General features: G+C 60.8%; 11 protein-coding genes. All 11 read right to left on the bottom strand.

Going from position 1 to position 15,158, the window contains the following annotated elements; genetic code table 11:
- The coding region (locus tag BN874_RS18785) for a hypothetical protein (protein WP_034435883.1) at positions 1–186 on the bottom strand (186 nt) is incomplete at its 3' end.
- A 155-nt stretch (positions 187–341) separates the two neighbouring features.
- Entirely contained in the window at positions 342–575 is a 234-nt protein-coding gene (locus BN874_RS18780; RefSeq protein ID WP_034435882.1) for a hypothetical protein, read from the bottom strand.
- Positions 576–615: 40 nt separating this feature from the next.
- Positions 616–2,166, bottom strand: coding sequence for an acyl-CoA carboxylase subunit beta (locus tag BN874_RS18775; RefSeq protein ID WP_034435881.1), 1,551 nt, complete (start codon positions 2,164–2,166; stop codon positions 616–618).
- A 628-nt stretch (positions 2,167–2,794) separates the two neighbouring features.
- Positions 2,795–3,034 (bottom strand): cysteine rich repeat-containing protein, encoded by a 240-nt coding sequence (locus BN874_RS18770; protein WP_034435879.1) that lies wholly within the window; start codon positions 3,032–3,034, stop codon positions 2,795–2,797.
- Positions 3,035–3,250: 216 nt separating this feature from the next.
- Positions 3,251–3,796 carry a hypothetical protein gene (locus BN874_RS18765; protein ID WP_034435878.1) on the bottom strand — a complete coding sequence of 182 codons (546 nt, stop codon included), beginning with the start codon at positions 3,794–3,796 and terminating at the stop codon, positions 3,251–3,253.
- Between the two features lie 106 nt (positions 3,797–3,902).
- Entirely contained in the window at positions 3,903–5,363 is a 1,461-nt protein-coding gene (locus tag BN874_RS18760; protein ID WP_034435877.1) for a DUF1254 domain-containing protein, read from the bottom strand.
- Positions 5,364–5,540: 177 nt separating this feature from the next.
- Positions 5,541–6,245, bottom strand: a complete 705-nt coding sequence (locus tag BN874_RS18755; RefSeq protein WP_081756518.1) for a tetratricopeptide repeat protein — start codon at positions 6,243–6,245, stop codon at positions 5,541–5,543.
- Positions 6,246–6,316: 71 nt separating this feature from the next.
- Positions 6,317–9,127, bottom strand: a complete 2,811-nt coding sequence (locus BN874_RS18750; protein ID WP_230314491.1) for a sulfatase-like hydrolase/transferase — start codon at positions 9,125–9,127, stop codon at positions 6,317–6,319.
- A gap of 248 nt (positions 9,128–9,375) precedes the next feature.
- On the bottom strand, positions 9,376–9,693 hold the full coding sequence (locus tag BN874_RS18745; RefSeq protein WP_320411486.1) for a hypothetical protein: 318 nt from the start codon (positions 9,691–9,693) through the stop codon (positions 9,376–9,378).
- Positions 9,694–9,757: 64 nt separating this feature from the next.
- Complete coding sequence (locus BN874_RS18740; RefSeq protein WP_195912226.1) at positions 9,758–12,442, bottom strand: arylsulfatase; 2,685 nt, start codon at positions 12,440–12,442, stop codon at positions 9,758–9,760.
- A gap of 301 nt (positions 12,443–12,743) precedes the next feature.
- Positions 12,744–15,116, bottom strand: coding sequence for a tetratricopeptide repeat protein (locus BN874_RS18735; RefSeq protein WP_051498065.1), 2,373 nt, complete (start codon positions 15,114–15,116; stop codon positions 12,744–12,746).
- Positions 15,117–15,158 lie beyond the last annotated feature (42 nt).

Below are 15,158 nucleotides of genomic sequence, written 5' to 3'. Positions count from 1 at the left end.
GCCGCAGCAGCCGCAGCGTTTTCTCCAGACCGATTGCCTGAAACAGATACGCGCCTGCCGGAAGGGCGCGGCGCTCAGGACTGCGGCGGCGGTGTCCTGATAGATGTTCTGGGCATCAGCGGTGATGTCTTCGACCGTGACGACATAGGGCTTGCCTTCGACGGTGATACGGAATTTCTTCTCCATGGATCATTTCTCACAAAAAGTTTGAAGGAAGGTTAGGAAATAAAATCAATGCGATGCACGCGGCGTGTGCGAGGTGTGGTGGACGGTGCGCGCTTCGGCGGTCCAGCCGAAGCCGCGATCCGGGGTTTCAATACGAACAATACGGTGCGCGCCCATCATGGCGGCGACTGCTGCGGCAATGACCGCCAGGTGTTCCTGAGGCACGCCGCCGACGGCGACTGCTGCCGGTCGGGCGACGGGCGGGCTTTAGCGGCTTCCTTTTCCGCTTGCCGCGACAGCACGATCACGATCCCGCGAATGACGGCGGCGACCAGCATCGAGATCACGATCACGATGCCGTAGATCACGAACATGTCGCCGATAGCGTCCAGCGTAGTGTAGGTTTTCATCGGTGAATTCCCGTGGGGTTGAGTTCGGCGGAAGGAGGGATCACAGCGGGATGTCGCCGTGCTTCTTGGCCGGACGCAATTCGCGCTTAGTCAGCAGCTTGCGCAACGCCAGAGTGATGGTGGCGCGAGTATCCGCCGGTTCGATCACGTCGGTGATGTAGCCGCGTGAAGCCGACATGTACGGCGAGGCGAACTTGGCCCGGTATTCATCCGCCAGTTCCTTGGCCTTGGCCTTGCGATCTTCCGCGCCCTTGAGTTCGCCGCGATAGAGGATGTTGACCGCGCCTTCTGCGCCCATCACCGCAATTTCCGCCGTCGGCCAGGCATAGACCACATCCGCGCCCATTTCCTGCGCGCACATCGCCAGATAGGAACCGCCATAGGCTTTGCGCAGGATGATGGTGATCTTCGGCACCGTGGCGGAAGCGTAGGTGTAGAGCATCTTGGCGCCGTGGCGGATGATGCCGCCGCGCTCCTGCTCGATGCCGGGCAGAAAGCCGGGCACATCGACCAAAGTCACCAGCGGGACATTGAAGGCGTTGCAGAAGCGGATGAAGCGCGCGCCCTTGTCGGAAGAGTCAATGTCCATGGCGCCCGCTTTGACCATCGACTGATTGGCGATAATGCCGACCACGATGCCTTGAATCCGGGCGAAACCCACCACAATGTTGCCGGCCCAACCGGCGTGAACTTCGAGGAACTGGCCGTTATCCACCAGCCGCTTGATGATCGGCTGGACATCGAGTGGTTCCGAGGAGGTGTCGGGAATCAGCGCGTCTATGCCATGATCCGGCGACAGGTCGAGATCGGGATAAGGCCGGTGCGGCGGGTCTTCGGTATTGTTGGACGGCAAATAGCTCAGCAGCGTCCTGGCGATCTGGATGGCGTGGGCGTCATCCTCGGCGACAAAGTGGACGTTGCCGCTGACCGTGGCGTGCATCAGGGCGCTGCCGACTTCATCGAGACTGGTGGTGCGTCCGGTCACCGCCTTAATCACCTCCGGGCCGGTGATAAACATGTAGGCGTTGTTGCGGGTCATGATGATGTAGTCCATCAACGCCGGCGAGTAGGCCGCGCCACCCGCGCAAGGCCCGGCGATGATGGCGATCTGCGGCACCACGCCCGACACCAGCACGTTGTTGTAGAACACTTCGCCATAACCGGACAGCGCGTCCACTCCTTCCTGAATCCGGGCGCCCGCCGAGTCCTTGAACGCCACCACCGGCACCCCGGTTTTCAGCGCCATCTGCATCACTTGCACGATTTTCTTGGCGTGCATCTTGCCCAAGGTGCCACCCATCACCGTGAAATCCTGGCTGAACGCCGCCACCGGGCGCCCGTCCACAAAGCCGGTGCCGACGATCACCCCATCCGAAGGCAGTTCCTTGTCGGCCAGGCCGAAATGCTTGGCGGCGTGTTTGGCGTGGGTGCCGATTTCCTGAAAGGTGTCCGCCTGGAACAGATTCAGCAACCGCTCGCGGGCGCCCAGCAGTCCTTTGGCATGGCGTTCCTGGAGTTTGTCTTCACCACCGCCGGCCAGAACCTTGGCGCGGCGTTCCTGCAAAATATCAAGCAGTTTCTCGGAAAGCATGTTTCCCACCTCATGGTGTTGATTCAGAAAAGTGGACAGTCAAATATTCCCCACTGGCCCGCGCCAGAAAGACGCAAGGCTGGCTTGTAGCACGGCGCACGGGGGAAACGGCTTGGGCAGCGTGGTGGGCGGTTAATCGGGGCGAACTACCTCCCATCCACGATGACCTGTTTTTAACAAATTTTGTTAAGGGTAGCCGAAAACCGGTTAAAGGCGATAGCCGACAATTTTTATCGCAGAATAAAATAGACATAGTTACCAAGGTTTCCAACTCATCGTTTCTGAATTGATTGCTGGCGGTCATGTCTGAGGCGGTTTAATCATATTCTGCTCGCTCCTTGATGCATGTCGAATCCTGGTAGCGTTAAGGGGCTGAATCTTCATGTAAAAGCCAGCCCCAGTTGTTAACTAATACACCTTGCGGCAGTGTTTGACGCCATGGGTCGTCGTACACACGGTCTTAGGGTGGTGAACGGGGGTCGTGGTACAGACCTTATGTCCATTGGTGTAACGGCATGCCGCTGCTCCGGCTTCCTGAACCGGCAGAACGAGAGTTCCACCCACCAACACTGTAATCAATCCCGCTTTCACCATCGTTTTCATGTCACGCTCCTCAACAGGTATCGGGTTATTTCTTCAACTTCTGCAATGCCTGGGCGCAACCGACCGATACTTCCATCTTGCGTTCCATCAGGCATTCCTTGATCTTGCCACCGCCCGGCTCGACATTTGGGCAGAGTCGCTCGATGTCGGCCTTGCAATAGGTACGAAGGGCCGCAAGCTCTTTGTCCAGTTGCGATGGCTGCTGGGCGAAGGCCGGCATGGCGGCAGAGATCAGAAGGAATAGAGCAATCTTACGAATGGTCATTAGCGAACCTCCTCAAGGGATGATGGTAGAACATTAAGTCGCTCCCCAGTAACGACTTAATGGAAAAAACGAGTGGTCGTTGAGCGCCGCGCCGGCGGGCGCGGCAAGGTTTCGGCTATGGCTTGAAGCTGCATGTTTTCTGGCCTGCTGTTGTCAAGGACTTATCGGCGGACTGTCTTCGACGGCGCGACGCACTCTGAACGCAAACCCAGCGAGTTACCGCCAGCCAACCCCTCGAGCGCCAACCCCGACGCCGTGAAAACCAGGACCGACACCCCCGCCCGGACCGATCCAGTCAATGAACAGGGCAGTGGCTCCACCGGCCTTGGGCATCGCGCCCTCGATCAGCTTGTAGTGGTAAACCAGGTCTTTTCCCTCAACTGCCGGATGACTGATTTCAACCACGGCCAGCGTATTTTCAGCCTTGCCACCCTCATAAACTGAAAGCGTGGCGTTGGGCGGGTCGTTACTAAAGTTGTCCTTACCCGCGCTCGCTGTCCATTCCTCCATGTAAGCCGGCATCGAGAGATGCCCGGCAATGCGCACCGGGCGATCCGAGAAATACAGCGTCTGCTGGCCGACATTGATCAGGCGCAAGGTTTTGTCGTCGGCCTTTAGATCATCCGCCGTCTGCACGAACATGAGCTGGATTTTTTCCCTCCCCACCTGGGTCTCTTTGGTCTCTGCCAAGGACAGGCTGGAGGTCAGGGGAACCACCGCCATCAGCGCTGCGGCAGTCAGAAAATTGCGTCTTGTCGTCATTGGTCAATCTCTCTGGCATGAAGTGCGTCATGGACCCGGCGGTCATTGAGTCCGCCGGCTGTTTATTGCGTGATGATTTCGATCAAATGCAGAGCAGGGACTCGGGCTAATTTGCTTTCACCACCGGTGGCGGACTCCAGGTGCCCTCGCCGGCGGGCAGAATCGACGGCGGCGTGGTCTTTGGCCAGTACAGGCGCATCACCAGATAGATCGGTCCATTGGGCGCGGGCAGCCAATTGGATTCCTTATCCGGCCCCGGCGAGTCCTTCTGGATGTAGAGCGTCAGCGAACCGTCGGCGTTCTTCTTCATGCCGGGCAGCATGGGCGAGTTGATCAGATAGCGGTCGATCGGGTTCTTGATCAGGAACTGGGTCTTGCCGTCGTACATGGTCACCGACCAGAAGGCATTGACCGGCGGGAACTGGTCCTTGGCGAACGTCAACGTGTACTTGTGCTTGCTGCCGTCGAGCGCTTCGCCGTTGGCCAGCGTCTTGGTGAGGGGATACATGGCTTCGACGGCATCGTTGCCGTAGATGCCGCCCTTGGCAGCGGCGGCCCGCTTCAGCCAGTCGCCATTGTAGAAAGCGCGGTCGCCGAACAGCGAGCCGACCCTCCAGCCGTTAATGTCCTTCTGCCCGGCCTCCAGGTACTTCTCGATCTTGCTGTCGCCTTCCTTCATCGCCAGCAGGATGACGGCTTTGTGCTCGAGCGAAAGATCCTTGAAGTTGAATGTCTTGCCGGGGCCGATGCCGATGCTGGCGAGCTTGGCGCGGATCGCTTCTTCCTCGGGGCCGGAGGGTGCAAATTGGAGGGCGAAGTCGAGGTATTCAAAGAAATTCTCTTTGACCAGTTCCTTGTCGATCTTAGGAAAGTCGATGGCAGGGGCGGCGGGCGGCACCGGCTGATGCAGATAGGCCGACAGCGGCTGCACCTTATAGCCCGCCTGCACCTTCTCGACGTTGGACATGTCGTCAGCGTTGAAGAGTTGTGTGCGGTAGGCCGCGATGGAGAACTGGGTGGAGGAGCGGAACACCTGCTTGATGCCAGCGGGCGTCTCGCCCTTCCAGTCCGGGCCGACCACTAGATAATCACCCGCATCGCTACCGGTGGCGCGGCTGCCGATATAGCCATAGTTGAAGGTATTGCCGTCGGTGAGCATCACCGAGTAATAGCGCTCTTTTTCCACCGCCGGAACGGAGAGCACGTAAGGCTCGGCGCGCAGATCCAGCCACAGGAGTGAATACGGCGTGTCGCTGTTCGGGGTGATGATCGCCGTATCCTTGTAGGTGAAGACGCGGTGTTCGTTGAAGATCGTGTTAAACGGGGCCTTGTATTGGCCCGAATCCTTGTCCACGCAGTATTCATACATGACCGCGTAGTTCATCACGATGGGCAGGCCGTAGATAAAGCCTTCCTCGGCGATGGCCTTGGTCTCGACGATGCCGGGCCGGTCCTTCTCGCTCTTCTCGGCTTGGGAGATGGCGTCTTGCTTCGCCCCGTAGCCAATGAGCGGTATGGTGGCGACGGCAAACGCCAGCGCTGTGTTCAACAAAATGTGTTTCATCATCTGAACTCGACTTTGGGGTTAAATGCGCAGGCCGTCCCGGAATCGCTGGGACGGCCTGCGTGGGTTCACAAGCGAGATAGTTTACTCGCTGGTCTTGTTGTTGCGCTGCGCCATCTCAAACTTCTTGATGTCATCCGGCGCTCATCGGGTTGAAGGTGTCGGAGTCACCGCTAGTAATCAGCGCGGCGGCTGTTGCAGATAAGCCCGCAGACCGGGTTCCAGGTTGCCCGGTTTGCGCAGGGTCTCCGTGAGCGCCAGTGCCTTCTTCACGTCGTCCAGTGACATCTGGTTGGCCAGCACCTGACGGTTCTGCACCGCCTGGGTCTTGCGTTCGCCAGCAGAGGCCACGGAAACATTGTACAGGGCCATGGCCAGCACCTTGTCCTGCGGTACCCCCTGGCCATTTTGGTAGAGCACGCCCAGGTTGCTCAGCGCGTCGATATCGCCCTGTTCAGCCGCCGGACGATACCAGCGCGCCGCCTCGGGATAGTTCACCGGCATGCCGACGCCGTGCTCGTGCATCGCGCCGAGGTTGTACTGGGCATCGGTGTTGCCTTGTTCGGCCGACTTCAGATACCAGGCTGCCGCTAGATGCTGGTCCTTCGTCACGCCGAAACCGTTTTCATAAAGCACGCCCATGGCGTACTGGCCGCGCGGGTCGCCCTGTTCGGCGAGCGGACGGGTCTCTTGCAGCGCCTTGGCGTAATCGCCCGCCGCAAAGGCCGCAGCGGCTTCATCGAAGCCGGCGCACGTCGCTTGCACAGTCAGCACCAAGCCCGCACAGAGCAGCAGGCGAGCGGTAGCCTGGCGCGCTGGCTGAACAATGGAGGTGTACATCCTCTCCATGTGCGCTTTCCCTTGATGTTGCATGTGCCATTTCATAGATGAAGCTCCGAAAAGACGCGGGGCGTTCAATGACGAAACGCCCCGCGTGGTTCACGACTGAAACCTAATTACTCGCGGGCGGATTCGACCTTCTTCAGGGCTTCCTCAAGTTTCTTGATGTCCTCAGGAGATAACTTCGGCCGGTCCACCTTGATGGTCAGCTTGTTGAGCTTGGCGGTCAACGGGAAGGGCGGCTTGTAGTCCGCGTCGTTCACGCCGGTGATCGTGTCGGAGCCGATGTCGAAGCTCTCGTCCCATTGCAGGATGATGGGAATCGTCCTCTCCATCTTCTTGGTCGCGACCACCTTGCCATCGACCTTGAAGGTGGTGTCGGCCCCCTTGCCGATGCCCGAGAAATTGTTGAACGCCATCGTGGCCGCGCCGAGGCCCTCATACTTGGAGTCGAACTCGATGGTGTGCTGGCCGGGCGTGAGCGTGTCCGGACCCTCCCACTTGATGCGCTCCAGATCGAGCAGGTTCCACAGGAACACCGGCTTGCCCTTGAGCAGGTACATGCCGAAGCCGGCAAAGCGCCCGCCGGAAGTCACGATCATACCCTCGGCACCGCCTTCAGGAATGGTGATGTCTGCGGTGATCGTGTAGGAGGTGTTGAGCAGATAGGGCGCATCGCCCTGCGGCAAACCGATCATGGGCGCCGTGTAAACATACTCATTGCGGCCGGCGGTGAGGCTCGGACGCTGCGCCGCGACGCGGGCACCGACCGAGGCATCCAGCGGCAGGACCTGATACTTCCTCGCTTCCTCCAGGAACATGGCCCGCATTTCCTTCACCTTGTCCGGGTGCTGCGCGGCGATGTCTTCGGATTGGTTCCAGCTCTTGCTCAGGTCGTAGAGTTGGAACACCTGGTTATTCAGCGGATCCGGGTTGGCCGAGGAGAAGGCATCCCACGGCGCGCGGTCCACCTTGGTACTCATCAGCCAGCCATCGTGATACATGGCCCACTGGCCCATCATCTCGAAATACTGGGTCGTATGCCGGGAAGGCGCCTTGGCGTTAGCCGCGTCGAAGGTGTAGGCGTAGCTGGTGCCTTCGATCGGCTTCTGCTTGATGCCGTCCACGACTTCGGGCGCCTTGATGCCGGTGACTTCCAGGATCGTGGGCACGTGGTCGATGACATGCATAAACTGCTCGCGCAGGCCGCCTTGGTCCTTGATGCGAGCCGGCCACTGGATCACCATGTTCTGGTTGGTGCCGCCGAGCCGGGAGGCGTTCTGCTTGAACCAGTCGAACGGCGTGTCGAAGGCCCAGGACCAGCCGGCCGACATGTGGTTGTAGGCCAGTTCGGTGCCCCAGGCTTCGTAGAACTTCATCTGCACATCCACCGGCGGCTTCACCCCGTTGAAGAACGCCACCTCGCTGAAGGTGCCTTCCGGCCCGCCTTCGGCGCTGGTGCCGTTGTCGCCGTTCTGGTAGATGATCAGCGTGTTCTCGAGCCTGCCGAGATCCTTGAAGTGCTGGATCACACGGCCGATCTCGTAGTCGCTGTAAGCGACATAGGCGGCGAAGACCTCCACCTGGCGGATGTAGAGCTTCTTAGCGTCCGCGCTCAGCTTGTCCCACGGCGTCAGCATTTCATTGGGCCAAGGCGTGAGCTTCAGCCCTTTGGGAATCACGCCCAGCCGCTGCTGGTTCGCGAAGATCCGCTCGCGCAGCTTCTCGTAGCCATCGTCGAACAGGTGCATGGCGTGGATCTTGTCCACCCATTCCCTGGTCGGGTGGTGCGGCGCGTGCGAGGCACCGGGTACGTAGTGGAGGAAGATCGGCTGGTCAGGATCGATCTGGTGAATCCGGTCCATCCAGGCGATAGCGTCGTCAGCCATTGCGGTGACCAGGTTCCAGGAACTCTCTTTGCCGGTGACGGGCCAGATCGCTGCCTTCGGATCGGATCGATCCATCTTCAGGGTGCCCTCGTGACCAATCCACGGATAGATTTGCGTGGTGTTGCGGAACAGGTTCGGCCCCCACTGATTGGCATCGCCGCCGACAAAACCGTAGAAGTAGTCGAAGCCCATGCCGGTCGGCCACTGGGTGAATGGCCCGGCCTGGCTGGCTTCGTAAGTCGGCGTGTTGTGGTCCTTGCCGAACCACGACGTTGCATAGCCGTTGTCGCGCAGGATGCGGCCGATGGTCGCATTGTCCGCGCCGATGACGCTGTTGTAGCCGGGGAACCCGGTGGCCTGCTCGGCGATCACCCCGAAACCCACCGAGTGGTGGTTGCGCCCGGTGATCAGCGCGGCGCGGGTCGGCGAGCACAGCGAGGTGGAGAAGATGCGGTTGTAGCGCAGACCATTCGCCGCGATGCTGTCCATAGTTGGCGTCGGGATCACGCCGCCGAAGGTACTCGGAACGGCAAAGCCGGCGTCGTCGGTCAGGATCAGCAGGATATTGGGCGCGCCCTTGGGCGGCACGATGCGTGGTGCCCACCACGGCTTGGATTGAAGTGCGTCGTCCTTGATCACGCCGCCGAATTTCGGCTGTGGCGCTGGGAGTTGGGTGCCGCTGATCGTGGTGGTAGCGCTGGGTGAGCCAAGAACACCGGTGATCCCGTTTCCGCTGGCAGCCACTACCAACTTCTGACCAACCTCGATCTTATCTGTGGTTAGCTTGTTTTGCGCCCTCAGCTCCGGCACCGTGACGCTGAAGCGCTCGCTGATCGCAGCCAGATCGTCGCCCGCGACCACCTCATAGGTAGCGGTGGCAGCGTCGAAGCGGCCCTCCGCGTATTTGAGCGATCCTCGGTCGGCCGCTTGGACGCTGCCGAAGGCGAGACCGGCGATTAAAGCCAAAGCTGAGCAGATGCCAAGCCTCGCTCCCCTGAAAGGTTTCCAGTGAAACCCGTGGGATAACATGTTCTGCATAGGTAATCCTCCAAATGAGGGTATTGGTTTCGGCGACTATCGTTGATAAAAATAGTCGGTTTTTCTTGCTATTTCACGACAATCGTACCTGCGAACCAGCGCATATTTGCTCGAACAGATTGACAGCTTATGCAGTGCAATCAGGGCACTACTTTTTACAGGACTACCTTAGTCGGTAAAAATGCTACCAATTAAGAAGTCTGGTAGCGAGCCGATCAACCGTCAAGGTCGCGAAATTACGGGTCGGGCTACCCTTTATGGGTCGCCTGGGTCCGTCGCTCGTCGCGCCAGGTCCAGACCAGCAACAGCGCCATGACGGCGTGCAGCGCTACGCCCGGCCACAACAGAGGCCCGACCCATTCGCCGCCGATACCGAGGTAAGCGAGGTACAACGCGACGCCCGCGCTGTAGGTCAACATGCCGGCCAGCGCCAAGCCCGGCCAGCAGGCGACCCCCAGCCCGATCAGGGCCATGCCAGCCACGCGCGCCACCGGCAGGGCGATGCCGATCAGTTCCGCGCCGAGCAACAGCCGCCCGACCAGCGACGGAACCATTAGTAACGCCACGCCGGTGGCAACCTCGCCGAGCGCGGCGAGCATCAGCGCTTTTTTCATCGCCCCCGTCACGCCGCTAGTCCTTCGCCCGCGCGACCTGGTCGCGAATGGCTGGAAGAAGCTTTTTCTCCGCCTCGGTGTATTGCTCGGGACCCAGATCGAAGGTGAGCTTGTCGATCACGCCAGTGAATGCGAAGGGGACATCGTAGCGATACTCAACCAGCGCTACCCCGGTGCGGGTGTCCATTCCGACATCAAAGTCCTCGTTCTCGGGGAATAGAATGGGCGTGGTGTGCTCCATCGCTTTCTTGTCCACCTCCTGCCCGTCCACGATGAGCCGGCCGGTGCCGCCTTTGCCGAAGCCGACGCCCTCGATCTTGAAGTCGAAGACGAGGGTGTGCTTGCCGGGCGGGAGTTCGGGTCCTTCCCAGAGGGTGCGCTTGAGGTCAAGAAGGTTGTAGATGAACACCGGCTTGCCGTGGCGGAGGCCCATCAGGCCCTTCGAGAGCATGAGGGCATAGCCGCCGAAGCGCCCGCCCTGGGTGACGATCATGCCTTCGCCGCCCCCTTCGGGGACGGTGATCTCGGCGGTGATCGTATAGTCCTTTTCGAGGATGTTCGGCGCGGCGCTGGCGGGTACGCCGGTTAGCGTGCCGGAGTAGGTGAACTTCGTGCGTCCCGCCGTCGCGCTCGGACGCGGCGTGAGGAAGCGCGCCAGCGTCGAGTTGTCGAGCGGCAGCACGTCGTACTTCCTCGCCTGGGCGTAGAAAATTTCCTGCATTTCCTTGAGCTTGTCCGGCATCTTCCCAGCCAGATCGTCGAACTCGGTGGGGTCCTTGTTGATGTCGTAGAGCTCCCACTTGTAGCCGGTGATTACGTCCGGCGGCGTGGCGTGGCTCAGCTCCCAGGGGAGCGTCACCGGAGTCGTGGCCGCTACCCAACCGTCGTGATAGATGGCGCGATTACCGAGCATCTCGAAGTATTGCGTCTTATGCTTAGTCGGCGCGTCGGCGTTGGCCTTGTCCCAGGTGTACGTCATGCTCACGCCTTCGATGGGGCGTTGCTGGATGCCATTGATCGTCTCGGGCGCTTCGATGCCGGTGGCTTCCAGGAGGGTCGGCACGATGTCGATGACGTGGTGGAACTGGCGGCGGATGCCGCCCATGTCCGTGATGTGGCCGGGCCAGGACATGGCGAGGCCCTGGGATGTCCCGCCGAAGTGCGACGCTACCTGCTTGGTCCACTTGAACGGTGTGTCCATCGCCCACGCCCAAGGCGCCGCGAAGTGCGGGAAGGTCCGATCCGATCCCCAGAACTCGTACCAGAGGAACTGATCCTTGACCGGCACGGCAATGCCGTTGAAGGTGGTGAACTCGTTCGGCGTGCCGTTGAGCATGCCCTCGGCGCTCGCGCCGTTGTCGCCGGCAATGTAAATGATCAGGGTGTTGTTGAGTTCGCCGAGATCTTCGACCGCCTGGATGACCCGGCCAATCTCGTGATCGGTGTAGGCGAGGTAGGCCCCGAAGACGTCGGCCTGCTTGATGAAGAGCTTCTTCTCCTCGAAGCTCAGCGAATCCCACTCCGGCAGTTCCTTCGGCCACGGCGTCAGCTTGGCATCGGTGGGCATGATGCCCAGCCGTTTCTGGTTGGCGAAGATGGTCTCGCGAATCTTGTTCCAGCCGCCATCGAACAGGCGCAGGTCGCTGATCTTCTTGATCCATTCCGGCGTCGGGTGATGCGGGGCGTGGGTGCCGCCCGGTACGTAATAGACGAAGAACGGTTTGTCGGGCGCGATCTCCTTGAGTTGCTTCATGTACTGGATCGCGTCATCGGCCATCGCCGTGGTCAGATTCCAGCCGGGATTGCCCTGGAAGGGATAGATGGCGGTCGTGTTGCGGAACAGGTTCGGTTGCCACTGGCTGGTATCGCCGCCGATGAAGCCGTAGAAATAATCGAAGCCCATCCCGGTCGGCCATTGGCCGAAGGGGCCGGCCTGGCTCGCCTGGTAAAAGGGCGTGTTGTGGTCCTTGCCGAACCACGAGGTCGCATAGCCGTTTTCCTTGAGGATGGTGCCGATGGTGCCGGCGTCCTTCTTGATGATCGAATCGTAGCCGGGGAACCCCGTCGCCGCTTCGCCCACGACTCCGAAGCCCGCCACGTGATGGTTGCGACCGGTGATCAGCGCGGCCCGCGTCGGTGAGCACAGTGAGGTGGAGTGAAACTGGGTGTAGCGCAGCCCATTGTTCGCGATGCGATCCAGGGCCGGGGTCGGGACGACGCCGCCGAAGGTACTCGGCGCGCCGAAGCCGCTATCGTCGGTCATGATGAGCAGGACATTGGGTGCGCTTTTGGGCGGCACGATACGCGGCGGCCACCAGGCTTTCGACTCCGTGGCCTTTTCCTTGATCACCCCGCCGAATTTCGGGTCGGGCGGCGGGAGTTGGTTCCCGCTGATGGTGGTAGTGGCGCTGGGCGAACCCGGCACGCCGGTGATTTGCGGGGCGCTGGCTAGTCCTGTCTCGGCTGCGCCGGTGGCCACGACCAGCTTTTGGCCCACCGTGACCTCGTCCGATGTCAGCTTGTTCTGCGCTTTCAGCGACTCCAGCGGAACCTCGAAGCGCTCGCCGATGGCGATCAACTCGTCACCCTCGACCGCCGTGTAGGTGGCGGTGACGGTCTCGTACTGGCCCTTGGCGTGGTGGCGTGGTCCCTGGTCGGCGGCCTGAACGCCGGCGGCGGCGAGACAAGCCACGATCACCATGGCCGAGCAAATTCCCCGCCCTATCCTGGGATGAAATTCCCAGCGAGGCGCGTTGGATGAACGTATTTGCATGTGCAGCTCCTCTTGAAGTGTGCTTTTTCCCGGTGGAACCGGAAGCCGAACTGTCTTTCCCAGCAGGGGAATCCGATAAGGGTAGTCGGTTTTTCTTGTTGTTTCACCACAGTTGCGGCTGCGAATCGGCTCGGCGTCTATGGACGCCTTGCGCACAACATGAAAAACCCGCCATGCGGCGGGTTTCGAAAACGCAACGCTCGGAAATCCGGGTCTGACTCGCGCGGGATTATGGGGTTGCGCCCATTTTTTGTAATAACGCCTGCACCTCGGGATTATCCGGCTCCAGTGTCGCCAGACGCCGAGCGTAGTTGCGTGCCGCGTCCAGGTGGCCGGCATCGCGCTGGAACGCCACCAGCGCCAATAGGCTATCGCGGTCGTTGGGATGGCGTTGCAGCAGGGTTTCCAGCTCCTGAATCGCTTTCGGCCCTTGACCGGCACTGTTCAGCGCCACCGCATACACATAGCTATAGCGGGGATTGGCAGGATCCAGTCGGGCGGCTTCCGCCAGAGCGGCGAGGGCTTCGGGCAGCCGTTTCTGGCGGATCAGCAACAGCCCTAACGCATGGTGTGCAGCAGCATTTTGCGGCTCCAGGGCCAGCGCCTGACGCAACATCTTTTCACCGTCGGCATCGCGTCCTTGCAGCCGGTACAAGTCGGCGAGATTGACCGCCGCCTGAGTGAAGGTGGGTTGCAGATCCAGGGCGGCGCGGTAAGCCGTTTCCGCTTTTTCAAACTGGCGCTGGTCGGTGTCGATCAACCCGATGTTGAGAAACGATTCGGGGCGGTCCGCGTTGGTCATTTCCGCAGCGGTGTATTCCGCCACGCCGCGCTGAATCGCCAGGCGTTGTGCTTCATTGAGTGATTCCTGCGGCACGGAAGCCAGCGCTCGCGCCGCTTCGATCCGCACCAGCCGTACCGGGTCGTTGAGCAACGGCAGTAGATGGCGCAGCTTCAATTCCGGCGGCAAGGCATCCAGCGCCCGCGCCGCCGTACTCCGCAGCAGCGGGTCGGGATCGGTCAGCAACGGGCGGAGGGCCTCGAACGCTGCCGGATTAAGGCGCTCACCCAGTTGGGAAGCCGCGCTGGCGCGAGCGATGTTGGGCTGGTCGGTATTCTGGACCAGCGCCCGCAGCAACTCGTGCGCTCCGGGGGCGTCGAGAGAGCCAGCATGCAGCGCCTCGGCGAACTGTTGATGACCCACAGGAATCTTGCCGTACCACTTCTTCACCTGCTCGGCGGCCCACGATGCCGATTGGTCGCTATGACACTTCGTGCAGGCGTTAGGCACGCCCAGCGTCACCGACAGATCGGGGCGGGGAATACGGAAGCTGTGATCGTGGCGCGGGTCCACCACCATATAGTTCGTGGTGGGTGCGTGGCAGGCCACGCAATCCGCGCCCTTGGAATCCGCTGGGTGGAAATGGTGTTGCGGCGTGTCGTATTTCGCGGGCCGGTGGCATTGCAGGCAGACCTTGCTGCCGGAGGCGCGCAACTGGCCGCTGTGTGGGTCGTGGCAGTCGCTGCAACTCACGCCTTTCGCCTGCATCTGGCTTTGCAGAAAGGAACCGTGATTGAACACTTCGTCCTTCATCTGCCCGTCGGGGTAATACAGATCGGGGGTTAGCAGCGCCAGGCGGTGGGTGTCCAGCAGTGGTTTGCCAAAAACATAGTCGTCCCAGAATTGCCCGCGCCGCGAGTGGCAACGGGCGCACAGTTCCAGTTCACGGTTGGAGGAACGCGGCGCGCTACGCTGGGCGGTGCTGGCGTCCGGGGCGAGGTTCCAGGTGATCCCGCGCCGCTCGTCGAGGGCGATGGACAACCCTTTGGTGCCGTCCAGCTTTTGCCAATCGCCTTCCTTCTTCGCCCAGGCGACGTGATTCACGCCGGGACCGTGGCAGGCTTCGCAGGACACATTGATTTCGGACCAGGTGGTATTGAAATGCTTGAGCTGGGCGTCGTAATTCTTGTGCAAATTGGTGGAATGGCACTCGGCGCACATGTAGTTCCAGTTCTGCTGCATACCGGTCCAGTGCAACGGGTCTTTATGGGTCAGGTTCTGGTCGGGATAAAGGTGAAACCAGCGTTGCCCGCCCTGTTCCTTGGGCCGGCTGTCCCAAGCAATGCCCAATGCCTGATAACGGCCATCGGGGAAGCCGATGAGGTACTGCTGCAAGGGATATACGCCGAAGGTGTAGGCGATTTCATAGTCCTGCAACTTTCCATCCGGCCCGTCGGTGCGCGCCATGAACTTCCCGTCGCGGCGGAACAAGGTGGAGGTCACTCCAGCGTATGTGAACGCGGCGTCCTTGAAATCGCCGAGTACGGTCTGCTCGGTGGCGGGCTGCATCGCTTGGGCGTGTTGCGAGCCTTGCCAGCGCTGATGTTCGGCCTGATGGCACTGGGCACAGGTCTGTGCGCCGACGTAGCCGCCGCTGGTGGGCGCGACCGGTGGATGGCTGGCCGGCAATGCGACCGGCAGCGGTTCCGCCGGTTCGCTCGCCGGCCAAGCCCAACGGGTGGGCACTGTCAAACCGCCGAGGAAAATAAACGTCAGCAGCCAAGCTGCTCGTTTGGAAAACCGCTGAGTGAAATGAATCATAGGGATTTGGATAAAGAGGTTGGGTAGAGTTTCAGTGGCGTA

This window comes from Candidatus Contendobacter odensis Run_B_J11 (genome assembly GCF_000531125.1).
Classification (GTDB): Bacteria; Pseudomonadota; Gammaproteobacteria; order Competibacterales; family Competibacteraceae; genus Contendibacter; species Contendibacter odensensis.
The sequence above is the reverse complement of the archived record's forward strand: the minus strand, read 5'-3'. Positions and strand labels throughout refer to the sequence as shown.